This window comes from Amycolatopsis sp. NBC_00438 (genome assembly GCF_036026695.1).
Taxonomy (GTDB): domain Bacteria; phylum Actinomycetota; class Actinomycetes; order Mycobacteriales; family Pseudonocardiaceae; genus Amycolatopsis.
The window spans coordinates 4,141,449-4,167,879 of record NZ_CP107923.1; the positions used below are offsets into that span (position 1 = coordinate 4,141,449).

The window sequence follows — 26,431 nt, forward strand, 5'->3', positions numbered from 1 at the left end:
AGGCACTCGCGTGACCACCATTTCCCCGGTTCGGCAGAAAAGCGGGCTCACCCTTTTCTGGACCGTCAACTTCACGACGAGCTGGGCGTTCTGGCTCGTCGCGATCCTGCTCGGCGGACCGCCGACCGGCTCCCCCACCGTGATCCCCTACCTGCTGGGCGGCTTCGGCCCGGTGTTCGGCGCGATCGCGGTCCGGGTGCGTCGCGCCCGGCGCGGTGAACCCGCCCCGGACCACGCCGTGCGCTCCCGGCCGAGCGTGCGGTGGTTCTGGATCCTTCCGTTGCTGCTACTGGCATCCGCGACCGTGGTGGCCGCCGTGCTGCTCGCGGACGTCCTCGGCGGTCCCGCACTGAGCTTGACGGCGGGGCAGCACCTGATCACGACCGCCGGCGGGCCGGTCGCCTTCGTCATCAGCATGCTCATCGGCGGCCCGCTGGCCGAGGAGCCCGGCTGGCGTGGCACGGCTTATCCGCGCCTGCGCGCGTCGATGAGCCGCCTTCAGGCCGGCCTGCTGCTCGGTGTCGTGTGGGCGCTGTGGCACGTGCCATTGTTCTTCATTCCCGGCACGGTCCAGGCCTCTTTCGGACTGCTCGGCCTGAGCGGGCTGCTGTTCCTCCTCGGCGTCGTCCCGATGGGACTGCTGACCGTTTTCGCCTACGAACGCGGCGGTGTTCCGGCGTCGATCGCGGTCCATTTCGGCGTCAACACGACCGTCGCGCTGCTGACCGTCGACTCCCCCGTCACCCAAGCGATTGTCTTGGCGGTACAAGCGATTGTCGCGCTCGGACTGCTGAGCCGCGGTCCACGGCCGGCGCACGGCTGACGCGGCAGGAGCCCACCGGCGGTCGCCTCCGAAGGCGACCGCCGGCCTCTTGTCACCGGGGAGAACTTCTGCCTACCATGATCCCGGCACGTGAATTGAAACGATTCATTTCCGGGATCCGCGCCGGCCTGTCGACGACGAGAGGAACGCGATGTCTTCGCGCCTGATGACGGCTTCGCTGGCCCTGCTGACTTTCCTGGTCCTGGGGGTGGCGCCGGCCGGAGCGGTTCCCGCGATCGGCGACGTCCAGGCCGGCGGGCTGCGGGTCGAGCACCGGACCGACCCGCTCGGCGTCGACGTCGCCCGGCCGCGGTTCGGCTGGGCCCTGACCGCGAAGGACGGCGCGCGCCAGTCGGCGTACCGGATCGTGGTGTCCACCGAGCCCACCGGGCCGGCGAACGTGTGGGACAGCGGCGAGGTGCGGTCGTCCCAGTCGTTCGACGTCACCTACGCCGGCCGCGCCCTGAAGGCACGGACCCGCTACTTCTGGCGGGTCCAGGTCTGGGACGCCACCCGGCACGCCTCGCGCTGGAGCGAGCCGGCGTGGTTCGAGACGGCGTTCCTGGCGCCGGGCGAGTTCCAGGGTGACTGGATCGGCGCGCAGACGACCGCGACGCCGCCGTCGCTGACCGGCGCGAGCTGGATCTGGTACCCCGAAGGGAATCCGGCCGACTCCGCACCCGTCGGCACACGGTACTTCCGGCGCGCGTTCGACCTGCCCGCCGGCGATCGGATCACGTCGGCCCAGCTCGAGCTCACGGCCGACGACAGCTTCACCGTGTCCGTCAACGGACAGCAGGTCGCCGCCTCGCCGCACGTCGGCGACTCCTGGCGGACGGCGACCGTCGTCGACGTCTCCGCCGCGCTGCGTCCCGGCCGCAACGTGATCGCGGCCGAGGCGACCAACGCCCAGCCCGGGCCGGCCGGGTTCCTGGGCAAGCTCCGGGTGGAAAGCTCGGGTGCCCCCTTCGAACTCGTCACCGACGCGACCTGGAAGTCCGCGAACGCCGCCGCGACCGGCTGGCAGCAACCGGGCTTCGACGACGCGGCCTGGCCGCAGTCGCTGGTCGCCGCCGCGTACGGGTCCGGCCCGTGGGGCAGCTCGGTCTCCACTCCTCCCCCGCCGGAACCGTTGCTGCGCAACGAGTTCACCCTGGACAAGCCGATCAGGTCCGCTCGCGCGTACATCGCCGGTCTCGGCTACTACAAGCTCTACCTCAACGGCGCCCGGGTCGGCGACCACGAGCTCGACCCCGGGTTCACCGTCTACGACAAGACCGACCTGTACGCGACCTACGACGTCACCGCGGCCCTGCGCACGGGCGGCAACGCGGTGGGGGTGAGCCTCGGCCGCGGGTACTACGCGATGACGAACCCCGACGAGTGGGTGGCGTCCCCGTGGCACAGTGAGCCCAAGCTGAAGCTCGAGCTCGACGTCACCTACCAGGACGGCAGCACCCAGCGGGTGACCAGCGACCGCACCTGGAAGGTCGCCGACGGGCCCACCCGCACGGAATCGCTCTGGTTCGGCGAAACCTACGACGCGCGGCTGGAGCGGCCCGGCTGGACCACCACCGGGTTCGACACCACCGGCTGGCGGCCCGCACTGCCGGTGACCGGGCCCGCCGGGACGCTGCGCGCGGAGGCGTTCCCGCCCATCAAGGTGACCGACGACCTGCCGATCACCGCGGTCACCGCGCCGCGGGACGGTGTGCACGTCTACGACGTCGCCGGCCCGACCGCGGGCTGGGCGCGGGTCGGCCTGCGCGGGCCCGCCGGCGCCCAGGTGACGATCACCTACGGCGAGAAGCTGAACCCGGACGGCACGGTGGACAACGTCGGCGGGTTCGGCATGCAACTGCAGTCGTACACGTACATCCTCAAGGGCGACGGCCTGGAGAGCTACCGGCCCAGCTACAGCTACGCGGGCTTCCGCTACGTCCAGGTCGCCACGCCGGCGGGCGTCACCGTCGAGTCGGTCGACGCCGAGCGCGTCCACACCGCGGTCGACACCACCGGCGACTTCACCAGTTCCAGTCCGCTGCTCAACCGCTACGACGACGCCGAAGCGAACACGATCCTGAACAACCTGCACTCCGTCCCGACCGACACCCCGATGTACGAGAAGCGGCCCTACACCGCGGACGCGCACCTGTCCGCCGACTCCGCGATCGCCCACTTCGACATGCAGGACTTCTACGAGAACTGGATGCGCGAGCACCGCGACGACCAGAACCCGGACGGGTCGATCGGCCAGACCGTGCCCGCGACCGTGGGCGGCAAGCAGGTCAAGGACCCGGTCTGGTCGGCGAGTTTCGTCCTGATCACCTGGGATCTCTACTGGTACTACGGCGACACGCGCGCGCTCGCCGAGAACTACGACGCGATGAAGGCGTGGCTCACCTTCTTCGAGCAGGACATCGCGAAGACCGGGAACATCTACACCGGCTTCAGCTACGGCGACTGGCTCGCCCCCGGCGCCGCGAACCCGCCCGAGGGCACCCGGCTCGCCGGCACCGCCTACATCGACAAGACCGCCACCACCATGGCCAAGATCGCCCGCGCTCTCGGCCACGACGGTGACGCCCAGCATTTCGACGCCTTCGCGGGCACGGTCACGAAGGCGCTCAACACGACGTTCCTCGACAAGGCGTCCGGCGCCTACTACGACGACCGCGCGGCCGGCTACCGCCAGACGTCCAACCTGCTGCCGCTGAGCCTCGGCATCGTCCCCGCGGCGGATCGCCCGGCGGTGCTCGCGAACCTCGTCGGCGACATCAAGGCACGCGGCGTCCACCTGAACACCGGGGCGCTGGGCACGAAGCTCATCCTCCCGGCGCTCACCGACGCCGGTTTCGGCGATCTCGCCTACCAGGTGGCGACGAACCCGACGTATCCCGGCTGGGGCTACTGGTTCACGGGTCTCGGGGCGACGACGATGTGGGAGGAGTGGCCCGCCACCTCGCGCTCGCACGACCACGCCTTCCTCGGCACCGTCGACGACTGGCTCTACCAGCGCGTCGCCGGGATCGAACCCGCGGCGCCCGGCTACACGACGGTCAAGATCCAGCCCTACCCGGTCGGCGACCTCACGAACGCGTCCGCCCACGTCGAGTCCCCGCTCGGCCGGGTGAGCTCGGCCTGGACCCGCGACCACGGCCGTTTCACCCTGCACGCCGGCGTGCCCGCCGGAGCGACGGCCGAGATCTCGGTGCCCGCGCGCGACGTCCGCGCGGTCCAAGCGCCGCCGGGCGCCCGGTTCGAAGGCGCGAAGAACGGCTACGTCACCTTCCGGGTCGGCTCCGGCGACTTCGTTTTCCGCTCCACCACGTGAGAAGCGGCCGGTCCGGGCCGACCCCGAGCGGCGGCGGCACCCGGTCTGCCGCGGCAGATCCTCCGCGTACGTTAAGTCAGTCAGTTGCTTTGAAGTACGGAAGGGCCGGGCCCGCCGGCCGACCCGGCCATCGCCGGCATCGTCCGCCGGCTCCGATGGCCTCCAGGACGCTCCCCCGGTTTCCTCAGCACCCCCGCCCGGCGCCGACGGCGTCCGAGAGCCGTGCGTGGACCGGGACCCGTGTGTCGAGGGCGAACAGGCGCAGCACCCGGACGACCGGCAGCGACCTCGCCACGATGGCGATCCCGCGCCGTTCGGCCCGGGCGCGGGCCGCGGCGCCTTCCAGGACCCGGACGCCGGCGAGGCCCAGGACCGGCACCTCCGACAGGTCGATCACCGTCTTCGCGGGCAGGTCCCGCCAGAGGGCGCGCTGCAGCAGCCACGCCGTGCTCCCGTCGACGGTCCCGGACGCGGTGACGACCAGCACCCCGGCCCGCGCGAGGGTGTGGCGCACCAGCAGCCGCGGCCCGGCGGGCAAGCGTGGCGCGGGCACGTCCCAGCCGGAAGGACTTCCGCCGGAAGGTTGGGCAGGAATCATTGCGCGGTCTCCCGGAAGCAGGGCAAGAACCGTCTGCGCGGGGCCTGGGCGCCGACTTTGACTCAACGGTCACCGTAGTACTCGCGGCGCCGGGCAACAACGCTCACGGCGGACCGGGAGGCAGGTCGACCCGAGCGGCCGACACCGGTTCCCCCACTCGGCTGAAGTGGTGACAGTCAGTGGTTTTCGCGGCCCGGGGCTTCCGGAACCCGGGCCGCGCACCGTCCATTGAGGACCGACGGGTGGTGACGGAAGATCAAGCCCGCGCGGCACCTCTGCACCCGTCGTCCTCTGTGGACGATCGATCAGGAGAGCGTGACGGTGGCGCTCCACAGCCGGTCGTCGGTGGTGTGCGGGTAGGTGTAGGCCCCCGCGCAGCCCCAGCCCGACTGGCAGTTGTCGCCCAGCACCGTGGCGGTGCGCGGCCCGGTGACCGCGACGCCCTGGTAGCCGCTGGAGCCGAGCGTGTCACACGGGTGGACGCCGTAACCGCCGGAGCACCCGGTGGGCAGGTTGTCGTAGAAGCTGTGGGCGGTCGACCAGGTCGTGCCGCCGTCGTAGCTGAACGTGATCTTGTTGCGGGGCCGGCCGAAGACGAGCATCTGCACCCCCTGGTCCATGGTGTGCAGGACCGGGTTCACCCCGCGGACCGCGGTGTCGTCGGCGGCACCGGGCACCTTCAGCGCGTACGCCGCGCCCCAAGTCGCGGCGGCGAGGTCGGCCGCCGAGTTCACCGGAGCCGTGGTGACCCGGCCCAGCAGCCGGCTGTAGGCGTACCCGCCGGACGTCTCGTCGAGGCGGGTCACCATGAGCAGCCGGCCGTCGGCGCGCCGGGCGACCGTGGCCTCGGTGTAGTTGTACGTGCCGGACAGGAAGACGGTCGACGCGCGCTTCCACGCGGTGCCGTCGTGGTTACCCGAGAGCAGGTACGCCGCCGACAGGGTGCCCTGGTGCGCGGCGTAGAACGGCACCACCTGGCTCCCGTCCGGCAGCGTGAGCACACCCTGGAAGAGCCGGCCGGTGCCGGAGCTGATCGTGCCGCCGGTGAAGTCGAAGTAGGCGACGGACCGCTGCCAGCTGACGCCGCCGTCGGCCGAGGTCCACCGGACGGCGTAGCGCTTCCCCGCCGCGTCGACCCGGCCCAGTTCCTCGACCGCGACCAGATCGCCGTTGGTGGCGGTGAAGAGGTTGCCGACCTTCGCGAACTGCGCGTCCGCCGAGTCGAGCAGCGGCCCGCCTGTGCGGGCGTCGAGCGCGGCCTGCCACTTGCCCGCGGCGTCCTGGTACTCGATGCGCAGCTTCACCGCGGGGTCACCGTCGGCGCTGACCTGGAAGCTCCGGACGAACCGGTGCCGGACCACCCCGGCGGCGTCGGTCCAGGTGACGTACTGCAGGGACGGCATGGCCCGGTACTGCCGGTTCGGGTCCTGCGGCTCGACCACCACACTCCCGTAGGCCGGCTGCAACGCCGCGGCCGTGGTCGTCGCCGCCGTGCTCGTGGCGGCCGGACCGGCCCACGCGCCCGCGGTCACCAGCATCCCGAGCAGTGCGACCCGCACCCGTTTTCCCACGTCTTTTCCCCTCGTCGCCGGACATCCGGTAACCACACGCCCCACCGCGCCGGACGGTTTAGCCGGTCACCGGGGCACGGAGGAATTCGCGGATGGCCCGGACCACCTCACCCGGCGCCTGCTCGGCTTGGTGGTGCCCGGAGCGGATTTCCGCGCCGCGCAGCTCCCCGGCGATCCACGGGCGCCAGATCTCGAGGGGGTCGCCGTGGATGTCGATGTCGTCTTCGGTCGCGGCCAGCAGCAGGGTCGGGCACCGCACCTGCCGGCCGGCCGCGCGGTCGGCCTCCTCGTGGGCGCGGTCGACCCGCAGGCCGGCGCGGTAGTCCTCGCACATGCCGTGGACGACGGCGGGATCGCGCAGCGCCGTCCAGACGTCGGAGTGGTTGTCCTCGCCCATCTCGTACGGCAGCGGCGTCCGGTACCAGGCGCCGGGGTCGGCGTTGATGACCCGTTCGGCGGGTTTGGCGGTCTGGGCGAGGAACCACCAGTGCCACCACGAGCGGACGAAGTCCTCGTTGAGCCGTTCGAGGTGCTCGGTGATCGGCAGCCCGTCCATCACGACGAGCCGGTCGATGGTGCCCGGGTGGTCCATCGCGGCCCGGAAGGCCACGAGCGAACCGCGGTCGTGGCCGGCGATCGAGAACCGGTCGTGCCCGAGGTGCCGCATGAGGGCCACGATGTCGCCGGCCATCGCGCGCTTGGACGACTGCGTGTGCCCGGGCTCGTCCGGCGGCAGCGTGGACCGGCCGTACCCGCGCAGGTCGGGGCAGACGACGAAGTGGTCGGCGGCCAGTTCCGGGGCGACCCGGTGCCAGGTGGTGTGCGTCCGGGGGTGGCCGTGGACCAGCACCACCGGGGTGCCCGACCCGCCGTGGCGCACCCGCACCCGCACCGGCCCGACGTCGACGGTCTCCAGCGTGAAACCACTGAACACGCCTGCTCCTCTCGCGCGAAAGACAGCCCGCCCCCGGACCGCAGTCTCGGACTACCCCGGTTCGCCACGCCGTAACGGGCCGAACGCGGTGCACCGGGTGACGTTCACCGGACCTCCCGCTGCCGGTACGGCGTCAGGCGCACCGGGCCGACCAGCCCGTACGCCTGCCGCGACGCGATCGCGAACACCTCGGGACGGCTCACGCGGAGCCGGTTGTTGAGCGTGGTGGCGACCTCCACCTCGATGCTGTTGCGCCCGGACCGCAGCCACGGCCCGACGTCCACCACCGTGTCCAGCACGTCCGACGGCGGCAGCGCGGTGCCGTTCACCCGCACGCGGTAGGTGTCGAACACCTCCCCGAGGTCCAGGTACGCGCCCAGGTCCCGGTCCCACCGGCCCAGGTCGACGGTCGTGCGGTAACGACCCACACCGGAGACGTCCGCCAGCCCGGGGATCGACGGCCAGGCCGCGAGCGCCGTCAGCGAGAACTGCCGCTTCGGCTTGATCGTGGACGTCGGCGTCGCGCCCGGCTGCCAGTCCGCCACCTCCAAGTCCCAAGTGGACAGTGCGATCGGCACCGGCGGGGCGGGCACCACGGTGCGCGCGACACGTCCGGTCGACAACGTCGTCGAGTACGTGCCCGCGGCCGACGAGCGCACCACGAGCTTGCCGTCGAGGTACCGCACTTCGGGCGCGTCCGACGACACCGCGTACGGACCCCGGCCGGCGGCCAGGGCGATGATCACCGACTGCCCCGGGTTCAGCGACACCGACACCCGCACCTTGCCGCCGGAGCGGGTGAACACGCCGAGCCGTTCGGTCTCGCCGGTCCAGGCGTTGTAAACGACCGGCTGCGCGTCACGGTCCTGCGCGGTCAGCCAGACGTCCTGCGTGACGGCGGTGATCTTGCGGTTCTCCGCGTGCCGCGCGTTGCAGAGGTAGTAGTAGTCCGTGTCGCCGTCGACGCGGTGGACGCTCATCACGGTCGACGGGTCGTGCTCCACATCGCGCGTGACGCCCAGCTCGGCGAGCGCGGCCGGGATGCCCGTGGCGTCCGCGACGACGCGGACCGAAGCCTGCGCGAGCAACGCCGCGACCAGCGCGCGAAGCCGGTCGTTCTCCCCCGGCTGCGCGATGCCCTCGGCGTGGACATCGGTCCAGGCGCCGATGACGACCGTCGGCAGGCCCGCCCGCGCGAAATCCAGCAGACGCTGGGCCGCGCGGACGGACAGCGTGTGCTCGCTGCCGTGGAACTGGTCGCCGCCGAGGATCATCGCCTTGTACGCCGGGCCGTCGGGTGCCAGCCGGCCGTGCCGGACGACCGCGCTCGGCAGTTCCAGCACGGCCCCGCTGAGGAAGCCGTGGGTCCAGCCGGCCGGAATGCCGTCGTTGGTCGCCCAGGGCGCGCCGATGCCGGTGGAGGTCCAGCCCTTCTGCCGGAAGAAGGCGATGTCGACTTGTGGTTTTCCGGTGCGCAGCACCAGCTGGGTGCGGGCGAACCAGCCGGCGATGTCCGGCACGTGCCCCCACGTCGGCTGCCGCGGGCCCCACGCCTCGGCGTACCCGATGCCGTTGCCGTTGTACGGCGAGAACGCCGCGAAGCCCGGCCACTGCGCGCCGGGCGCCGTCGCGTAGGCGAAGCCGTGCAACACCGCCTGGTTGACGCCGCCCGCGAACACGCTGCCCATCGTCTGCAGCACCTTGTCCCAGGTGGTGTTGTACGCGCCGTTCGCGTACGCCGCGGACTCGCACGAGAGCAGCTTCCGCCCGCCCATGTCCCGCCCGGACGCGAGGACGCGGTAGTCGTCGAGGTTCTTGAACCCGAGCGACTCGCTCTCCGGCACGTCCAGCAGCGCCGCGCTGCGGATGGCGTCGGTCTGCAGGCCGTAGGGCTGGACGCGCAGCGTCATGCCGAGGCGGTGCGCGAAGTCGCGGACCGGGATCAGGTGGTTCTCGTGGTAGAGGTCCGAGAGCACCTGGTTGTAGTCGTCCCGCACGTGGTTGGACGTGTCCGAGTCGAACGCGAACGGGAACTTGCCCTTGTTCTGCACGACCACCGGCAGGTACGGCAGCAGGTCGTAGCCGGCCCGGCGACGGAATTCGGCGAGGAAGGACGGCGTCCAGATCGTCGCGTCGGTCTCGATCTCCAGGGAGTCCTCGAACAGGTCGCCGCCGACGTCCTGCAGCAGGCTCCGGATGGCGCGGGTGAGGATCGTCGAGTTCCACTCGTCCAGGACGACCTTCGTGCCCGCCGCGCTGAAGTGGTCGACGACGTAGGCGAGCGGCGTGGTGTGCGGGCCCGCCTCCGGCTGCTGCGCCGAGCCGCGGGCCCAGTGCGCGATCAGCACCCACGTGCCCTCGGGCGCGGTCCAGGCGATCTGTCCGTTGTGGACGTCCACGGTCCGCACCGACGCCGGATCGAGCGTCGTCGTGGTCGCGGTGGGCACCCCCACCACCCGGGCGGCCTGGACCGCGATCAGGTCTTGCTCGCCCACGGCGTCCTCGGCGGGCACCACCGCGGCCGGCGGCGGGCCGGTGTAACCGCCGTCGACGGTGACGACGCCGTGCGCGAGTTCCTTGCTCGCCGCGACGTCGTCGGGCGTGATGGTCGGGACCGCGGTCGGCCAGCACGGGCCCATCGCGAGGTCGACGGTCAGGCCGCGCGCCTTCGCCCGGCGCAGCGCCGTCTCCACCGCGGCGAGCCACGCGGGCGTGCCCCAGCCGTAATGCTCGGGATCCATGACGGTCCGGACGCTGTGGTGGACGTCCTGGATCTCGACGCCACCGAAACCGGCGTCGGCGATCTGGTCGACCTCGCGGGCGATTTCGCCGAGGTCGACCAGGCCGTGGGGCCACCACCAGCGGAACTTGGCGGCGGTACTCGCGTCGGGCTTCGCGAACTGCTTCAGGAACGGCTTCCCCGGCGCGGAGAGGGCGGGCGGGGCCCACGAGAGGGCGGCGCCCACGCCGAGCGCGGCGCCGATCGTGAGGACCGTACGTCTGCTGACTGTCATCGGGTGGCCTCCAGCCGGGCGGTGAGGGCGGCCTGCGGGCGCAGCGCGACCGGGCCGGCGAGGCCCGACGCCAGGATCTTGTTGCGCTCGTTGGCCAGGGTGTTGGTGACGCGCACGCTGATCGTGTTGACGCCCGGGTGCAGCGCCTTCGTGGTGTCCACTGTGTACGGGTACCAGAGCGCGGCGGGCAGCTGCGTGCCGTTCACCGTCGCCGTGGCGAGGTCGTGCACCTCGCCGAGGTCGAGCACCAGCTTGCGCTTCGCGAGGTCGGCGGCCGTCAGCGTCACCGTCGTGGTGTAGACGGCGCTGCCGGAGAACGTCGGCGCGAAGGTGGTCCACGAGCCGAGCGGGCGTTCGGTGGCGACGGCGCCGTCCTGTTCCAGCCGGACGGTCCACGGCCCGTTGAGCGCGATCGGCGTCAGCGGGTCGGTGACCCGCACGGTGCCGCGGTAGGTGCGGCCGTTCGCCTGTCCGGCGAGCGTGTAGCTGCCCGGCGTCGTCGCGGTCACCGTGGCCTGAAGGTCGTGCCCGGCCTGGGAAACCGAACTCGCGGGCAGGGTGCCGTCGGTCAGGTGCGCCGTGTCGTGAACGCCCTTGCGGAACACCACGCCCAGCGTCTCGTACGGCTGGAGCGTGACCGGAACACCGGTGGTCGCCCGGCCCGTCGTGTACGCCGTGGCGACCTTCGCCGTGCCGGTGCGCGGGTCCCAGATCTCGGGGGTGCCCTCGACCGGGAACGCCGCCGTGGTGGTGACCACGGCGTCACTCTCGTTGTTCAGCAGGAACGCCGTGTCGGCGCCACGGCCGGTGCGCGACACCCGGACCGCGTCGGCCGCGGGCTGCAGCCGGGCCACGCCGTACCCGGCGTTCTGCGCCAGGCCGGCGATCGTGTTCACGTCGGTCACGAGGGCGACCGCTCCGGCGCCGCGACGGGCCCAGGAAGCACCCGCGTTGCCGAAGAGGTTCCGCAGCTCACGGGCCAGGTCGGCGTCGCGGCCGGTCGCTTCCCGCGTCGGCAGCGGGCCGACGGCGACGACGTGTCCGCCGGTCTGGACGAACTTCGCCAGCGACCGCGCGGTCGCGAGGTCGAGCACCGGTGTGCGCGGCAGCACCGCGAGCTGGTAGTCAGCTTGGCCGACCTGCAGGGTCCCGCCGCGCGAGACGGCCTGGAAGCGCGCGGCCGGGTCGCCGGACAGCGACGAGTCGCTCAGCAGGTCGAAATCGACCTGCCCGCGTTCCAGCGCGTACGCCGTGGCCGAGAAGTCGGCGTCCAGCTGGTGCGACGCGTCGGCGACCCGGGTCTGCTCGGCGGCGCGCTGCGGCTGGACCAGGGCGGTCCGGGCGAGGTCGGTGCCCCGGCCCAGTTCCATCACGCGGCCGATCCACGCGTCGACGTCGGGCATGTCCTCCCAGAACGTGCTGCGCGGCCCGAACGGCGGCGCGAACGTCACCGAGACCTCGTCGGTGTACATCGCGTGCAGGAACGTCAGGTTGACCCCGCGGGTGGCCAGCGCGCCGACGGTGGCGTGCATGTAGTCCGGCGCCACCTGCCAGCCCGCGTTGCCGAACGTCTCCATCAGCGTCCGCGGCGCGCCGCTCTGGTGCGCGGCCGAGGAAGCGTTGCGCCCCAAGGTGGTCTGCCGGCCCGCGGTGTAGTCGGTGGTGATCATGTCGCTGCCGGGCACCTGCGCCCACTGGTTGTCCTTGGCCAGGTCACCGGTGGAGTTCATCCGCTGCTGCGGGCTCTGCTCGTCGAGCAGCGGGTTGGAGATCAGCTTCAGGCCGTGCTGGGCCATCCAATCGGCTTCGCGCTTGTAGTAGCTGGTGGAGAACAGGTTGTCCACGGCCCGCCAGTACGTCCCGGCGGCCTGGTCGGCGACGGCGTCGAGACCGTCGGCCGCCGCGGTGTAGGCGACGCCGGGGGTGCCGCCGGCCGCGCGGACGGCGTCGGCGAGCCCGGGTGAGGACGGCAGGCGCTTGAACGGGTGCGGCTGCGCGGAGGCGAGGAACGGCTCGTCGTCCCAGAACCCGGGCACGACGGTGCCCATCGCCCACGGGAAGCGGCGCGCGTACTCCTCGGGCGCGATGCCCAGGAAGGCGTCCGTCGCCTTCGGGTCGAGCAGGTCGAGGTAGCCGCGGGTGTAGCCGCTGGAGTCGTCCTGCAGCAGGACCTGTGAGTAGACGTCGACCTGCCAGCGGCCCGCGGGTACCTGCCAGGTGCCGCCATCGAGTTCGACGGCGGCGTTCGTGCCGACCGGGCGCGCGGCCGCCGCCGTGACGCCGGCGAGGTTCACGCGGTTCTGCGGGAAGTCGGCGAGCGCGGTGGCGTTGTCGAAGGTCGAGGTCCACAGCTTCGCGCCGTCCGGGGCGGTGACGGTCAGGTCGTCCCACAGCGAGCGTTGCGTGCCCTCGGCCGACACCGCGGCGGCGCCGGCCGGGAAGCTCGCGTCGGTGGCCGCGGGCTGCACGGTGTTGTTGATCTTCGGGGTGATCGTGGTCCCGGAGACCGTGACGTTGATCGTCTGGACGTGGGTCGGGGTGAAGCCCGGGGTGTTGACGCCGGTGGTCAGCCGCGTCCGGTTCGGACCGTCCACTTTGTACACGCTGGCCGCGCCTTTGGCGTCGACGTCCACGAGGTAGCCGTGGGTGCCGTCCGAGCGCACCGCCAGCTGGACGCCGCCCGCGGTCAGCGTGACCTTGCCGCTCACGGTGTAGTCGGTCCAGCCGGTCCCGGGCGTGAGCGGCGCGGCGCCCGGCCGGGTGGCCGGGTCGACGACCAGCTTGCCGGTGTCCACGCTGAGCCCCGACGTCTCGGCGAGCGGCAGCGCCGCCGGCCCGTCGACGATCCGGGTCGAGCGCAGCAGGCCTTTCAGCCGCAGGTCCGGGCGCGCGGGGATGGTGCGGTTGCCCAGGGTGCCGCCGTTGACGACGTAGTTCGCGCCGCGGCCGCTCGGGAAGTTGTTGTCGTTGAACAGCCACATCTTCATGCCGGTGCGCTGCGCCTCGCGCAGCACGTGCCCGACGAGCGTGAACCAGTCCTCACTGAGGAACACCGGTTTCATCGAGTCACCGCCGAGCGGGAAGATCACCGCCTCGTACACGCCCTTGGCGCGCATCCCGGCCATCTGCTGGTCGGTGATGTCGCTGGTGATGGTGTTGTTCCAGTACCAGTAGATCGCCGGGCTGCTGTCCTTCGGCGGGTTCGCGAAGGCGGCCGGGTCGAACCGGGCCAGGTTCGTCGTCGCGGCGGGGCCACGGTCGTGGTCGGCGGTGGCCGGGGTGGCCACGGCGATCGCCATAGCGGCCGCGAGCACCAGGGACGTCAGTGTTCTGCGCATGGGATTCCCCTTCAGCGGCACGGAATGGAGGAACGGAAGGTGTGAGTGCCGACGGCGTGGCCCGCGTCCTCGGGGTCGGACGTGGTGAGTCGCTCGGCGATCAGGCCGGGCTCCCACTCCTTGCGGACGCGCACAGCAGCTCCTGGAAGCGGCCGGGGGGCGCGGCCTGGATTCGAGGGTTGATCGTTTCAATTTCGGGATGACACAGCGGCGGGTTTCGGTTGCCGGTCGGCGGTCAGTACCCTCCTGAACACTCACGGCCCTTCCTCCTCGCGCTCATGACGCGACGACGATGACGTGCAGGGTTCGCGGCCCGTGCACGCCCTCCACCCGGGTCAGCTCGATGTCGCTCGTCGCGCTCGGGCCGCTGATCCACGTCTGCGGGCGCGCCGGGTCGAGGGCCGCCACGGCTTGCGGGACGCCCGGGACGATCCGGTCCTCGCGCAGCACGCACACGTGCACGTCCGGGACCAGGCTCAGCGCGCGGCGGCCCTGGCCGGGGCCGTGGTCCAGGACCAGGGTTCCGGTGGTGGCGATACCCAGGGTCGCCGTGGTGACGACCGCCTCGAACGTGTCCAGGTCCGCCGCGTCACCCGAGCCCGCGCTCGCGCCGGCGACCGCGGCAACCACCGCGCCGGGCACTTCGATCGGGAAACCCGCCGGTACCACCACCTTCCGCGCCGGGCCGAGGGCCTGCCGGATGGCGCCGGGCAGCTCGGCCGGCGTGCAGCGCGTCAGCGCCGCGCGGTAGTCGACCACGCGCTCGGCGAACAGGTCCACGACGTCCGGGGGTGTCGCCGTCCGGTAGCCACGCGGCACCGGCGCTTCCGTGCGGTCCGCTTCGCGCAGCGCCCCGCGGACCGCGGCCAGGATCTCCTCGCGGGCGCTCATCGCCCGCCTCCCGCGAGCGCGGCCGCGACCGCGTCTTCCCGCGCGTTCACGGCCGGCCGCCCTTGCGCCACCACGTGCGGAACGACTCCCGCGGCGGGGCCGGCAGGTCACGGGCGTTCGTCCACGAGGAACCCGGCCACGGCAGGCGTCCCAGGGCCCGGCGGCCGCCCGGCAGCACTCGCCGGCCGAAGCGGGTCAACGCCCGGCCGGCGACCCCCAGGCCGCGTTCGGCCAAGCCGAGCCGTCGCGCGTCCGACAGCAGCCAGGACGCCGACCTCATCGCCACCGCCTCGGGTTTCGGGACGCCCTCGCGGTGCGCGTCGACGACCTTCGAGCGGAGGTGGACCAGGACCTCGGGGATGTCGATGCGCACCGGGCAGGCCTCGAAGCACGCGCCGCACAGGCTGGAGGCGTACGGCAGCGAATCGGTCTGCTCGTCGACGCCGACGCCCTTGAGCAGCGGGTTCAGGATGGCGCCGATCGGTCCCGGGTAGACGGAGCCGTACGCGTGGCCGCCGGTGCGCTCGTACACCGGGCAGACGTTGAGGCACGCCGAGCAGCGGATGCACCGCAGCGCCTGGCGCCCGACCTCGTCGGCCAGCGCGCGCGTGCGGCCGTTGTCCAGCAGCACCACGTGCGTCTCCTGCGGCCCGTCGCCGGGCGTGACGCCCGACCACGTCGAGGTGTAGGGGTTCATCCGCTCCCCCGTGCTGGAGCGCGGCAGCAGCTGCAGGAAGACGTCCAGATCGGACCAGGTCGGCACGATCTTCTCGATGCCGACCACGGAGACCAGGACCTCGGGTAGCGTCAGGCACATCCGGCCGTTGCCCTCGGACTCGACGACGACCAGGGTGCCGCTGTCGGCCACCGCGAAGTTCGCGCCGGACACGGCCATCCGCGCCCGCAGGAACTTCTCCCGCAGGTGCAGCCGCGCGGCGGCGGCCAGCTCGGCGGGCTCGTCCGACAGCCCCGGGGGCGCGTCGGCCATGCCGCGGCGGAAGATCTCGCGGATCTCCGCGCGGTTGCGGTGGATGGCGGGTACCAGGATGTGGCTCGGCAGGTCGTCGCCGAGTTGCACGATCAGCTCCGCGAGGTCGGTCTCCCACGCGGTGACGCCCCGCTCGGCGAGCGCCTCGTTGAGCCCGATCTCCTGCGTGGCCATCGACTTGACCTTCACGACCTCGTCGACGCCGTGCGTGTGCGCGATCTTCGCGACGATCTCGCACGCTTCCGCGGCGTCACGCGCCCAGTGCACGGTCGCGCCGCGCGCCTGCAGCGACGCCTCCAGCTGCGGCAGGTACTCGTCGAGGCGGCGCAGCGTGTTGTCCTTGATGGCCGCGCCGGCCAGCCGCAGCTCCTCCCACTCGTCGACCTCGCCGACGACGGCCGCGCGCTTGGCGCGGATGGTGCCGGTGGCGTGCGCGAGGTTGCGGCGCAGCTGGGTGTCGGCCAGCGCTTTCCGCGCCGCCTCGGGAAAGGCCGGCATGCCGACGAACGTCGCGCTCACGCGTCCTCCTGTGCCGTGCGGGACGCCCGGGCCGGGCGAGGGGCACTCATGCGTCCTGCTCGGTCGAGGCCAGCACGTCGGCCAGGTGCATCACGCGCACGCCGCTGCGTTCGCGCGAAAGCAGGCCGCCGATGTGCAGCAGGCACGAGTTGTCCCCCGCCACCAGCACCTCGGCGCCGGTGCCGCGGACGTGCCGGGCCTTGTCGGCGCCCATGGCGGTCGACGTCTCGGCGTTCTTCACCGCGAACGTGCCGCCGAACCCGCAGCACTCCCCGGCCGCGGGCAGGTCGACGAGGTCCAGCCCGCGCACCTCGCGCAGCAGCCGCAGCGGTTTGTCGCCGACGCCGAGCATCCGCAGCGAGTGGCAGGTCGGGTGGTAGGTGACGCGGTGCGGGAAGTAGGCGTTCACGTCGATCACGCCGAGCACGTCGACCAGGAACTCGCTCAGCTCGTAGACCTTCGGGCCACCCTCGGCCAGCCGGGGCTCCCCCGCCCGGCGCGCGACGATCGAGTGCTGGTGGCGGATGGACCCCGCGCACGAGCCGGACGGCGTGACGATCGCGTCGTACCCCGCGAAGGCGTCGGCGAACGACCGGACCACCGGCACGGCCTCGTCGAGGTAGCCGGTGTTGACCATCGGCTGCGCGCAGCAGGTCTGCCCGGCCGGGAAGTCCGCGTCGACGCCGAGGCGGCGCAGCAGCCGGAACACCGCCTTGCCGGTGCCGGGGAACAGCGCGTCGTTGATGCAGGTGACCAACACGGCGACGTTCACGTGAACAGCCCCTGCCGCCGCACCATCGCGACCTCCGAATTGAAAGGTTTCACAGACTCGACGCGGTGACGCTACTACGGGCTAGAAGTTGAAGTCAACGACCTGCGAAAACCTGGTCCGAGACACCATCCTGACCGGCCAACTCGGATTGTGACGTTTCAACACGCAGCGAAGCGGCCGGCAGGTCAACGGCCACCAGGGCAGCGCCGCTGCACGAGAGACCCGAGATTCGTCTAGACCATTGACCCGATGAGTGGCACAGGCCTACCGTCGCTGACTACTCCGTCGACGATCGTCGGCCCGTGAAACGAGTTCAGCCCGCTCCTGTTCGAGGTGTCCGCGCCCTTCGTGACGGCGCGCGCTGACAACGTCGTCGCGTTCCGCCTTCGAGTTTTCCGATCGGAGTCACCCACCCCGGACAAAGGAGTCGCCGATGCGAACTCGAAGAAAGCTGACCGCGATCATCGCCGCGCTCGCGGCGGTGGTGTCGACGGCCGTGTGGGGCGGCGCCACCCCCGCCGCGGCGTCCGGTCCCGCACTCCTGCCGCTGTCCATCACCAACAACACCGGCCGCGGTGACGCCGTCTACCTGTACGTCCTCGGCGTCAACCTCAGCACCGGCCGGCTCGGTTACGTCAACGCCGGCGGCACCTTCACCGCCTGGAGCGGCGGCGGCAATCCCCCGACCCCGGCACCCGACGTCTCCATCGCCGGCCCGGGCAACGGCGGCAGCACGACGATCCAGATACCCCGCAACATCTCCGGCCGCGTGTACTTCTCGATGGGCCAGCGCCTGAACTTCTACCTCACGCCCGACGGCCTGGTCCAGCCGGCGCCGTGGGCCGGCGGCGACTCGAACCGCGACATCCTCTTCGACTGGAGCGAGTTCACCTACAACGACGCCGGCCTCTGGCTGAACAGCTCGCAGGTGGACATGTTCGCCATCCCGCACACGGTGAGCGTCACGACCGGGGCCGGCGCGGTGAACTCGACCGGCACGCTCGTGGCCAACGGGCGCGACAACGTCATCAACGGCATCAAGGGCCAGTCCGGCTGGGGCGGCTCGGTCTACACCCGCTCGGACGGCACGGTCCTGCGTGTCCTGGCCCCCGGCAAGGCGGCCGACGCGGGCCAGCTCAGCAGCACCTACCTCGACCCGTACATCACCTCCGCCTGGAACGCCTACACCGGCAAGACGCTGACCGTCGTGCCGTTCGGGGATCAGCCGAACACCAAGTACTTCGGCCGCACCTCCGGCAACGTCATGAACTTCACCAACACGGCCGGGCAGCAGGTGGCATCGTTCACTAAGCCGTCTTCGGCCAACGTCTGGGGTTGTGACGGCGCGCTGGCCGCCCCGAACGACCAGGTCGTCGGCCCGATCTCCCGGACGCTGTGCGCCGCGCTCAACCGCGGCACGCTGGGCACGATCGACACCCAGCCGAGCAGCAACGCCGGCGACTTCTACAAGAGCAACCCCACCAACCAGTACGCGCGGCTGGTGCACGCGAACATGGCCGACGGCAAGGCCTACGCGTTCGCCTTCGACGACGTCGGCAACTTCGAGTCCCTGGTGAACGACGGCAGCCCCCGGGCCGCGGGCATCACGCTGAACAGCTTCACCGGCGGTGGCGGGACGACCCCGCCGCCGACGTCCGGCAACCGGCTCATCAGCAACTGGAACGGCAAGTGCGTCGACGTGCCGAGCCAGAACTTCGCCGACGGCGTCCACCTCCAGACCTGGGGCTGCAACAACACCATCGCCCAGAACTGGACCTTCACCGGCGGCACGCTGAAGACGCAGAACAACATGTGCATGGACGTCGCCTGGGGCTCCACGGCGAACGGGGCGGTCATCCAGATCGCCACGTGCAGCGGCAACGCCGCCCAGCAGTTCGTCCTGAGCGCGGCGGGCGACCTCGTCAACCCGCAGGCCAACAAGTGCGTCGACATCCAAGGCTGGAACGGCGACGACGGCGCGCCCCTCGTCCTGTGGGACTGCACCGGCGGCGCGAACCAGAAGTGGCACCAAGGCTGAGCCGATGACGCCGAGCCCGTAATGCTGTGGTGGCCCCGGATCCACCGGGGCCACCACCGTTTCCACCGCCGATTCTTCAGCTCCACCCCGGCACCACGCGGCCGGTACCGCTGAACCCCGCCGCCGTTCAAGGCGGCAGCTCCACCTCGAGGCCCATGATCCGGGCGGTGCGCCGCCGGCGGATCCACCGGCGGGCCGACGTCACCTCCGGCAGCTCGTCGGCGAACGCCTTGCGCTGGGCCGCGGTCGCCGTGCGCCAGCGCATCCCGAGCACCGGGCGGACCGGGCGGACCCAGCCTTTCGCCGTCTCGTGGGCCGCGGCCAGCCGGGCCTCGTAGCCGGCTTCCGGCCGGTAGCCGAGCTCCAGGTCGATCAGCGGCTCGGTGCCGCCCGCGTAGTGGTGACACCGCGACAGCATCCGCGCGATCTCCTCCAGCGCCAGCTTCAGCGCCGTGGGCACCTGGTCCTGCCACCGGCCCCGGTGTGGCGAGGCCGGGTCTTCCGCCGGCACCACGATCACGGCCCGGACCGCGGACCCGGCGAGCTCGACGCGGATCCGGCGGCCACTCGCGTCGACGAAGAACCGCGGCACCAGGCCGGCCACTCCGGTGCCGGACCACTGCTGCACCCACGGCGTCACGCCGCCGGGCGGGTGTTCCGAAAGCACGAACGTGAATTCCAGGTCTTCGCCGGCGAGGTTCAGCCGCACCGGGAACAAGGGCCCGAGGTCGTCCAGGAACGCCGACCCGATGACGAGCGCGGCGCTGGACCCGCCTCCGGTCAACGCCGACTCCTCCTCTGGAAACGCGGGAACGACGGCCGCTATACCTGCAGGTCCGCTTCGATGCGCTTGAGGTAGTGCCGGGCCAGCGCCAGGTTCGCCCGCTCCCGGTCCAGCACCAGGTACAGGAACAGCGACTGCCGCGACGACACCGAGTTCAGCAGCCGAATCAGGTGGTACTGGCGGTGCAGCGTGATCAGGATGTCCTCGATGTTGTCGTTGAGCGCGAGCGAAGACATGACCCGCAGTTTCGCCCGCACGACCTCGGTGTTGCCGGCCGCGGCGACCTCCAGGTCCAGCCATTCTCCGCTGCCGCTGGTGCCGAGCGACATCCCGCTTTCGTAGTCGACCAGCGCGACGCCGACGGCGCCGGCGATCGACATGGCTTCCTTCAATGCGGTGTCGATGTTCGTCATGACGTCACTTCCTTTTGTGGATGGGTGGTCGGCGGCCTCGCGTCCCCGATGTGCGCCGGGCATCACGCGGCCAGGATGGAGCTGATCCGCTCGATGACGGGCCGGCACTCGAACAGGAGCCGCCCGACGTTGAGTCCCTTGTCCCCCAGGACGACCATCAGCGCCAGCCGGCCGATGGCGTAGACGGCCATGTACCCCTCGCTGCTGAACACCACGGTCTGGCTCAGCGTGCCCTGCCCGGTGACCTGCGCGGCCTGGCGGGCGATCCCGAGGTCTGCGGCGGCGAGGGCGGAGATCTTCGCCGGGTCGATGGTGTCCGCCGAATCGGCGATGATGGGTATCCCGTCGACCGCGGCCAGCACGGTGTCGGTCACCCCGGCGACGCTTTCCCGCAGATTTCGCAGTTCGCCGGCCAGTGCGTCGAAGTCCACTGTTCGTTCTTTCTTCCGGAAAATGGCAGACGACTCGGGAGATCAACCATTCGGGTCACTCTTCCGACGGCAGACCCTACCTCCGGCACCACTTCCCGCCTATCGACTTCGGAAAACCACGAGGAGGCTTACACGATCGAGTGAATCAACCCCCGTGTCGTAACAATGGAGTTTCGATCATATCGAAGACGTCGGTGAATCACGCGGACGGCGAATCGTCGGTTTCAAATTCCCGGCCGGGTGCCGTGAAGTGCCGAAATGCCGCCCGTGCGACCGCGGAAACAGACCGCGCCCACGGGCGGCACTTCGATTCACCAACCGTCACTCACCGCGACGGACCATTCCCTTGCTCCGTTGGGCCTATTGGAGAATGCAGAGCAACGAGCACGCCGTCGCCGAAGACCACTCCGTGTACGTCGGCGGCGTCGCCGGCGGGACGTTCACCGGCACATAACCCACCTTCGCGCGGTTGGTGATCGGGAACAGGCTCAGCAGGGCGTAGGTCGAGCAGTACACCTGCTTCGACGCTCCCGCCGCCAGCGTGAACGGGCCCGTCTGGCACGACGGCTCCACGCTGTCCACGACCTGACCGGCCGTGATGGCGACCGGACCCTGGTTCGTCACCGTGATCCGCCAGTACGCCGTCGCGTTCAGCAGGCCCAGCAGACCGACCGGGGCCTGCTTCGCCCACGGCCCCACCCCGCCGGGACCGCACTTCGACGCGGTCGCCGGTACGCAGATCTCCTTCTGCACCGTGACCTTCGGCGTGCACGCCGCGCCCGGCGCGACCGGGAGCGTCACCGTGTTGGAGGTGAACGCGCCCGTCGTGTCGGTGCCGGTGGCCGTGTTCGCCACCGACGACACCGCGCAGTCCGCCGCGATCGTCGTCGAGAAGCACAGCTGCGGCGCGTCGCCCGCGTAGCCGACGATCAGCTGCGGCTGGTTGCCGCCGCCGAAGTCGGCCGCGCTGGTGAGCACCAGCGACGTCGTGACCGTGATCGACGGGTGCGCCGCGGCCGAGACGCCGGTCAGGTCGACCGAGCCGTCCGGGGCGAAGCCGGGTGTCGGGACGACGGTGCCGCTCTGGTCGACGACCGTCACCCGCGACGCGGCGAAGTCCACATTGGACGGCGTGATGCCGGTCAGCCGCGCGGCCGTGTAGCCCTGGACGTGCCCGGTACCGCCGTCGCAGGAGAAGTCACCCGGCTTCAGCGTCACCTGCCCGCCGGACCGGACGCACGGTGTGGCGCCGGTCGCCGGATCCATCGAGAACAGCACACCCGCGTCGCCCAGGCCGATGAGGCAGCCGGTCGGCGGGTCGTAGGTGTAGCCGTAGTCCCGCGTGTTGCCACCGGCGGCGCCCGGGTGCGTGATCGGGCCGGTCAGGCCCGCGCACGCGGCACCGGTCGTCCAGTCGTGGCACAGCGCCGCCCCGGCGAACCCCCCGTTCCAGATCGCGAGGTAGCTGCGCAGGTGCCCGGCCGGGTCGGTGACGACCTCCGGGTTGAAGACCCACACCCCGGCCGGCAGCGCGGCCGCGATCGGCGGGGCCGGGAGGGCCGAGCCGTCGAGTGCGAAGCAGGTGGTGACGTCCGTGGCCCCGCTCGTCGTCGAGCACGCGCCCACCGGGGCACCCGCCGTGCTGAAGAAGGTGTAGGCGTTGTAGGTGTAGTTCCCGGGCGGGCCGGTCGGTTTCGACGCCGCCCAGCCGGTGCACGCCGTCGCCGTCGCGGGGTCGAAGCAGCCCAGCGCGGGCCGGCCGACACCGGGGACGGAGGACGACGCGAACACCTTGCCCGCCACGACGGTCATCGAGCCGTAGATGTGGGCGAGGGTGTTCCCCGGCTGGTTGTTGCTGGGCGGCACGATCGGCGCGTACGGCTGGCCGCCGCAGGCGCTCTTCGTGGCCATGGTCCAGCAGACCACCGCGCCGGTGCTCACGACGCCGTACAGGTTGCCGCCGCTTTCGACGAGGCCCGCGATGCTGTTGACCGCGGACGGGGAACCGCCGGTCGCCGTCAGCGGCCAGTACCCGCAGTTCGCCGCGGCGGCCAGGTCGAGGCAGCCGACCCCGACCGACGTGGCCGTGAGGGCCGGGTAGTAGACCTGCGCGGGCGCGGCCGGGTTCCGGACGTACTGCGGGGTCAGGGTGCTGGCGATGTCGCCGGTGTTGCCGTTGCCGAGCGGGCCGGGCGCGGTGTTGAGCGGCTTCGGCCACGGGCCGCCAGGGCAGCGCTGGCCGGTGCCGACGTCGGTGCACACCAGCTTCTGGTTGACGGTGTTGACGTGGTGGTAGATGTTCCACGCCTGCAGCGTGCCGTCGGGAGTGCGGTTCAGCAGCGGGGTGAATCCGTCGCCGCCGGTCGCGGTCGTGACCGCCTGCACGGGCGGGGTGAGCGAGCCGGACAACGAGGTCGCGTCGGGCCCGGAGCGCGGGTTCGTCGCGCGGACGGCGGTGACGCCGGAAGCGGGTTCGGTGCCGGTGAAGGTGCTGCCGTCGGTGGACCACGACGGCGTCCACCCGGGCGGCGCGTGCAGCGAGCCGGACCGGTAGGACTGCCCCGCGCCGACGACGTCGGTGATGGCCGCGGCGCCGGTGGCGCTCGCGTGGTCGTCGTAGCCGATGACCCAGTTCGCGGTGGCACCGTGGTCCGCCGGGGATCCGGTGTCCTGCACCGATTTCGTCAGAGCCGACGGGGCCGCCGGCGGGGCGGGGTCGGCCGCCGCGGGCAGCGGGAAGGCCGCGGCCACGAGCACGAGGGGCAAGGCTGCCGCCCCCAGGCGGCGCGCACGCATGCGTCTTCGCATGAACGTTCCTCGATTCTTTTTCGCGATTTCTCAGTACCGGAAGAAAAGCGTATGCCGCGCGGGGAAATCGTTGAAGGGACGCCACCCGAGCGCCGATGCCGGTGACTCCGATGGCGCAATTCGTTACCACCACGAAATGACGGCCACCTGGTCCGGCGATGACCGTTTCGCCTCGCCGTCACCTGGACGCACGCACGGCGTCACTCTTCCGAGTTATGCTGTCGGGTATGACTACCGGGCCGGCCTCGCGCCACACACAGACGGGTCACCCGGTACTCTTCTGAGCGCCGCGCGGGCACCGCCGCCGTCGGGTCGATCGCACGCTCCACACCCCGACCACGACCGGAGAACGATGCCCACCAAGACCCTGCACGTACCCACCGCCGACGGCCGGGCCGACGCCTTCGCCGCTTTCCCCGGCGACGGCGCGCGCCACCCGGCGGTGCTGCTGTACTCCGACGCCTTCGGCCTACGGCCCGAGCTCGAACAGAAGGCCGGCGAACTGGCCGGGCACGGGTACTACGTGCTCGTCCCCAACCTCTACTACCGCCACGGCCCGGCGCCGGTGGTCGACCTCCCCGAGCACATCGGCGAGGAGATCCGGCCCGCGATCATCGCCCGGCTGATGCCCCTGCTGGCGGACCACACCACCGAGCGCATCCTGCGCGACGCCGACGCCTACCTGGGGTTCCTCACCACCCAGCCCGAGGTCGGCGCCGGACCGGCCGCGGTGATCGGCTACTGCATCGGCGGCGCCCTGGCGCTGCGCACCGCGGCGGCCCGTCCGGAGCGGGTGGCCGCCGTCGCCGGGTTCCACCCCGGTTTCCTCGTCACCGACGGACCCGACAGCCCGCACCGCCTGCTGGCGAAGCTCACCGCCGAGGTCCACTTCGGGCTGTCCGAAAACGACATGCGGCCCGAGGCGGTCGACGAGCTCAACCGGGCCCTGGACGCCACCGGTGCCGCCTACAGCACCGAGATCTACCCGGGCTCCGTCCACGGTTACACCATGTCCGACACCGACGCGTTCAACCCGGTGGCGCTGCAGCGCCACTGGGATCGGCTGTTCCCGCTCCTCGACCGCACCCTGGCCGGCGGTGAGCTCCCCCGGAGCTGACCACGTCGTGACCGGGGGAAAGGTCGTCACGGCCGGAGCACGATCTTGCCGTGCGTGTGCCCCCGGTCCAGGTCGCGGAAGGCGTCCCGGACCCGCGCCAGGGGGTAGGTCCGGGCGATCGGCACCTCGAGCTGCCCGCGCGCGGCGAGGCGGGCCAGCTCGCCGAGCACGACCGCGCAGGCCGCCGCGCCTTCGCCGGCGGTCCGCGCGCCGATCCCGACCGCGGCCCGCCAGTCGCGGATCGTGTCGATCCGCTCGGGCCGCACGCCCAGCTCCACCGCCAGGGCCACGTAACCGTCGCCGACCGTGTCGATGAACGCGTCGACCTGCCCGCCGGAGGCCTGCCGGATCCGATCGGCCACCCCGTCCCCGTAGCCGACCGGGACGACCCCGTGGCCGGTCAGCCACGCGTGGTTCGGCTCGCTCGCCAGCCCGATCACCGTGGCGCCGGTCCGCCGCGCGAGCTGCACGGCCAGCGACCCGACCCCGCCGGCCGCGCCGGAGACGACGACCGTGTCACCCGGCGCGGGGTCGACCGCGAACACGGTGGCGTAGGCGGTCGTCCCGGCGACGTACAGCGACCCGGCCACGTCCCAGGGCAGCCCCGCCGGTCGCGGCGTCAGCCGGACGTCGTCGACCACGGCGAACTCCGCGTGACTCGCCCGCTCGTGGGTGAAGCCGAGGACCTCGTCGCCGACCGCGACCCCGCGCACCTCGGGACCGGTCTCGACCACGACGCCGGCCAGGTCGCTGCCCTGCCCGGACGGGAACACCGCCGGCCAGCGCTCGTGCCGCGCGCCTTCCCGGATCATCGCCTCACCCGGCTGGATCCCGGCCGCGCGGACCTCGACCAGCACCTGCCCGGGGCCGGGCACCGGGCGCGTCACGTCTTCGACCCGCAGGACGTCGACGCCGCCGTATTCGTGGAACCGCACCGCTTTCATCTTCTTCGTCTCGGTCACCCCACGACCGTGCTCCGATTCCGGCGTCCCGGGAACGGAGCGGTCCGCCTAGGACTCGCGGTCCGATGATCCGCACCGGCGATCGGTGCTATCCATGAGCACATGGGAATGCACCGCGCCGAGCTCGCCGATTTCCTGCGCCGGTCCCGGAGCCGGCTGACCCCGCGGGACGTCGGCCTGGTCGACGGGCCGCGGCGGCGGACGCCGGGCCTGCGCCGCGAGGAGGTCGCGGTGCTCGCCGGGATGTCGGCCGACTACTACATGCGGCTCGAGCAGGCCCGCAGCCCGCAGCCGTCGGAGCAGCTGCTGGCCGCGCTGACCCGGGCGCTGCGGCTGACCACCGACGAGCGGGACCACCTGTACCTGCTCGCCGGGCACCGCCCGCCGGAGGGTGCGCGGGCCGGCGAATACCTGCGCCCGGGCCTGCTGTACCTGCTCGACCGCCTCGACGGCGTGCCGGTCCAGGTGCTGAGCGACCTGGGTGACCTGCTGGCCCAGAACGACCTGGCGCTGGCGTTGTTCGGGTGCGTGTGCACGGTGGCCCGGGAGGACCGCAACATCGTCCTGCGCTGGTTCACCGAGCCGCGCGTCCGCGGCCACTTCGAGGCCGAGGAGCACGAGCAGCACGGCCGCGAACTGGTCGCCGACCTGCGCGCCGCCGTCGCCCGCCGCGGCGACGACGAGGCGTCACGCACGCTGCTCGGGCGGCTGCAAGCGGCCGGTCCCGAGTTCACGCAGCTGTGGGACCGGCACGAGGTCGCGGTCCGCCGGGCCCACCGCTACCGCCTGCGGCACCCGGAACTGGGCGGCATCGAGTTCGACTGCGAGACGCTGGCGACCCCGGCGGCGGACCAGCGGCTGCGGGTCTTCACCCCACCACCCGGCGGCACGGACGCCCTGGAGATGCTGCGCGTCCTCGGGCCGCGACACGAGCACGACCCGGTCGCCGACCGCTGACGTCCCGCGTCCGAGACCCGGCGACCGGGGCCGACGGTTCGGCGGGGCCGGCGGGGCCGATGGTTCGGCGGGACCGGCGGGACCGGCGGGACCGGCGGGGGCGGACGGTTCGGCGGGGCGGGCGGGGCCCGGCGGTTCG

The 26,431-nt window shown here is 71.9% G+C and carries 19 protein-coding genes; 5 read left to right on the forward strand and 14 right to left on the reverse strand.

Annotated features, from left to right (window positions below):
• Window positions 1–10: 10 nt before the first annotated feature.
• Entirely contained in the window at window positions 11–823 is an 813-nt protein-coding gene (locus tag OG494_RS18265; protein ID WP_328457248.1) for a type II CAAX endopeptidase family protein, read from the forward strand.
• Window positions 824–974: 151 nt separating this feature from the next.
• Entirely contained in the window at window positions 975–4,157 is a 3,183-nt protein-coding gene (locus tag OG494_RS18270; RefSeq protein ID WP_328457250.1) for a family 78 glycoside hydrolase catalytic domain, read from the forward strand.
• Window positions 4,158–4,341: 184 nt separating this feature from the next.
• Here the strand turns inward: OG494_RS18270 and OG494_RS18275 are convergent, their stop codons facing one another.
• The 9 genes from OG494_RS18275 to OG494_RS18315 all read right to left on the reverse strand — a co-directional run bounded on the left by OG494_RS18275 (window position 4,342) and on the right by OG494_RS18315 (window position 16,782).
• Window positions 4,342–4,710, reverse strand: coding sequence for an STAS domain-containing protein (locus OG494_RS18275; RefSeq protein WP_328457252.1), 369 nt, complete (start codon window positions 4,708–4,710; stop codon window positions 4,342–4,344).
• Window positions 4,711–5,060: 350 nt separating this feature from the next.
• Window positions 5,061–6,326 (reverse strand): sialidase family protein, encoded by a 1,266-nt coding sequence (locus tag OG494_RS18280; protein ID WP_328457254.1) that lies wholly within the window; start codon window positions 6,324–6,326, stop codon window positions 5,061–5,063.
• A 58-nt stretch (window positions 6,327–6,384) separates the two neighbouring features.
• Window positions 6,385–7,260, reverse strand: a complete 876-nt coding sequence (locus OG494_RS18285) for an alpha/beta fold hydrolase (RefSeq protein WP_328457256.1) — start codon at window positions 7,258–7,260, stop codon at window positions 6,385–6,387.
• Between the two features lie 104 nt (window positions 7,261–7,364).
• Window positions 7,365–10,274: a glycosyl hydrolase gene (locus OG494_RS18290; RefSeq protein ID WP_328457258.1), complete on the reverse strand. Its 2,910-nt coding sequence runs from the start codon at window positions 10,272–10,274 to the stop codon at window positions 7,365–7,367.
• Complete coding sequence (locus tag OG494_RS18295) at window positions 10,271–13,612, reverse strand: glycosyl hydrolase (protein ID WP_328457260.1); 3,342 nt, start codon at window positions 13,610–13,612, stop codon at window positions 10,271–10,273. The genes OG494_RS18290 and OG494_RS18295 overlap by 4 nt, the downstream gene beginning before the upstream one ends.
• Before the next feature lie 11 nt (window positions 13,613–13,623).
• Window positions 13,624–13,746: a hypothetical protein gene (locus OG494_RS18300; RefSeq protein WP_328457261.1), complete on the reverse strand. Its 123-nt coding sequence runs from the start codon at window positions 13,744–13,746 to the stop codon at window positions 13,624–13,626.
• A gap of 142 nt (window positions 13,747–13,888) precedes the next feature.
• Window positions 13,889–14,503 carry a LutC/YkgG family protein gene (locus OG494_RS18305; protein WP_328457262.1) on the reverse strand — a complete coding sequence of 205 codons (615 nt, stop codon included), beginning with the start codon at window positions 14,501–14,503 and terminating at the stop codon, window positions 13,889–13,891.
• A gap of 46 nt (window positions 14,504–14,549) precedes the next feature.
• Window positions 14,550–15,989 (reverse strand): lactate utilization protein B, encoded by a 1,440-nt coding sequence (locus tag OG494_RS18310; protein ID WP_328458966.1) that lies wholly within the window; start codon window positions 15,987–15,989, stop codon window positions 14,550–14,552.
• 67 nt (window positions 15,990–16,056) lie between these two features.
• Complete coding sequence (locus OG494_RS18315; protein ID WP_328457263.1) at window positions 16,057–16,782, reverse strand: (Fe-S)-binding protein; 726 nt, start codon at window positions 16,780–16,782, stop codon at window positions 16,057–16,059.
• A 433-nt stretch (window positions 16,783–17,215) separates the two neighbouring features.
• On the opposite strand from OG494_RS18315, the gene OG494_RS18320 reads away from it, so the two are divergent.
• Entirely contained in the window at window positions 17,216–18,820 is a 1,605-nt protein-coding gene (locus OG494_RS18320; protein WP_328457264.1) for a beta-1,3-glucanase family protein, read from the forward strand.
• 127 nt (window positions 18,821–18,947) lie between these two features.
• Here OG494_RS18320 and OG494_RS18325 read toward each other — a convergent pair whose 3' ends face one another.
• From OG494_RS18325 to OG494_RS18340, 4 genes are all read right to left on the reverse strand, one after another.
• The gene (locus OG494_RS18325) at window positions 18,948–19,604 is read right to left on the reverse strand and encodes a hypothetical protein (RefSeq protein ID WP_328457265.1); all 657 of its coding nucleotides are present in this window, start codon (window positions 19,602–19,604) and stop codon (window positions 18,948–18,950) included.
• A gap of 38 nt (window positions 19,605–19,642) precedes the next feature.
• On the reverse strand, window positions 19,643–20,017 hold the full coding sequence (locus OG494_RS18330; protein WP_328457266.1) for a hypothetical protein: 375 nt from the start codon (window positions 20,015–20,017) through the stop codon (window positions 19,643–19,645).
• Window positions 20,018–20,079: 62 nt separating this feature from the next.
• Entirely contained in the window at window positions 20,080–20,448 is a 369-nt protein-coding gene (locus OG494_RS18335) for a roadblock/LC7 domain-containing protein (protein WP_328457267.1), read from the reverse strand.
• 360 nt (window positions 20,449–20,808) lie between these two features.
• Window positions 20,809–23,256 (reverse strand): DUF7617 domain-containing protein, encoded by a 2,448-nt coding sequence (locus OG494_RS18340; protein ID WP_328457268.1) that lies wholly within the window; start codon window positions 23,254–23,256, stop codon window positions 20,809–20,811.
• A 352-nt stretch (window positions 23,257–23,608) separates the two neighbouring features.
• Between OG494_RS18340 and OG494_RS18345 the strand changes: the two genes are divergently transcribed.
• Window positions 23,609–24,373 carry a dienelactone hydrolase family protein gene (locus OG494_RS18345; RefSeq protein ID WP_328457269.1) on the forward strand — a complete coding sequence of 255 codons (765 nt, stop codon included), beginning with the start codon at window positions 23,609–23,611 and terminating at the stop codon, window positions 24,371–24,373.
• A 26-nt stretch (window positions 24,374–24,399) separates the two neighbouring features.
• Here OG494_RS18345 and OG494_RS18350 read toward each other — a convergent pair whose 3' ends face one another.
• Entirely contained in the window at window positions 24,400–25,317 is a 918-nt protein-coding gene (locus tag OG494_RS18350) for an NADP-dependent oxidoreductase (RefSeq protein WP_328458967.1), read from the reverse strand.
• A gap of 120 nt (window positions 25,318–25,437) precedes the next feature.
• On the opposite strand from OG494_RS18350, the gene OG494_RS18355 reads away from it, so the two are divergent.
• Entirely contained in the window at window positions 25,438–26,292 is an 855-nt protein-coding gene (locus OG494_RS18355; RefSeq protein ID WP_328457270.1) for a helix-turn-helix transcriptional regulator, read from the forward strand.
• The last annotated feature ends 139 nt before the right edge of the window (window positions 26,293–26,431 follow it).

Bases quoted from the DNA above. Each gene is read 5' to 3' on its own strand.
- OG494_RS18295 (WP_328457260.1), bottom strand. From the start codon at position 13,612: ATGCGCAGAACACTGACGTCCCTGGTGCTCGCGGCCGCTATGGCGATC.
- OG494_RS18320 (WP_328457264.1), top strand. From the start codon at position 17,216: ATGCGAACTCGAAGAAAGCTGACCGCGATCATCGCCGCGCTCGCGGCG.
- OG494_RS18270 (WP_328457250.1), top strand. From the start codon at position 975: ATGTCTTCGCGCCTGATGACGGCTTCGCTGGCCCTGCTGACTTTCCTG.
- OG494_RS18350 (WP_328458967.1), bottom strand. From the start codon at position 25,317: ATGAAAGCGGTGCGGTTCCACGAATACGGCGGCGTCGACGTCCTGCGG.
- OG494_RS18355 (WP_328457270.1), top strand. From the start codon at position 25,438: ATGGGAATGCACCGCGCCGAGCTCGCCGATTTCCTGCGCCGGTCCCGG.
- OG494_RS18330 (WP_328457266.1), bottom strand. From the start codon at position 20,017: ATGACGAACATCGACACCGCATTGAAGGAAGCCATGTCGATCGCCGGC.
- OG494_RS18310 (WP_328458966.1), bottom strand. From the start codon at position 15,989: ATGCCGGCCTTTCCCGAGGCGGCGCGGAAAGCGCTGGCCGACACCCAG.
- OG494_RS18340 (WP_328457268.1), bottom strand. From the start codon at position 23,256: ATGCGAAGACGCATGCGTGCGCGCCGCCTGGGGGCGGCAGCCTTGCCC.
- OG494_RS18305 (WP_328457262.1), bottom strand. From the start codon at position 14,503: ATGAGCGCCCGCGAGGAGATCCTGGCCGCGGTCCGCGGGGCGCTGCGC.
- OG494_RS18290 (WP_328457258.1), bottom strand. From the start codon at position 10,274: ATGACAGTCAGCAGACGTACGGTCCTCACGATCGGCGCCGCGCTCGGC.
- OG494_RS18345 (WP_328457269.1), top strand. From the start codon at position 23,609: ATGCCCACCAAGACCCTGCACGTACCCACCGCCGACGGCCGGGCCGAC.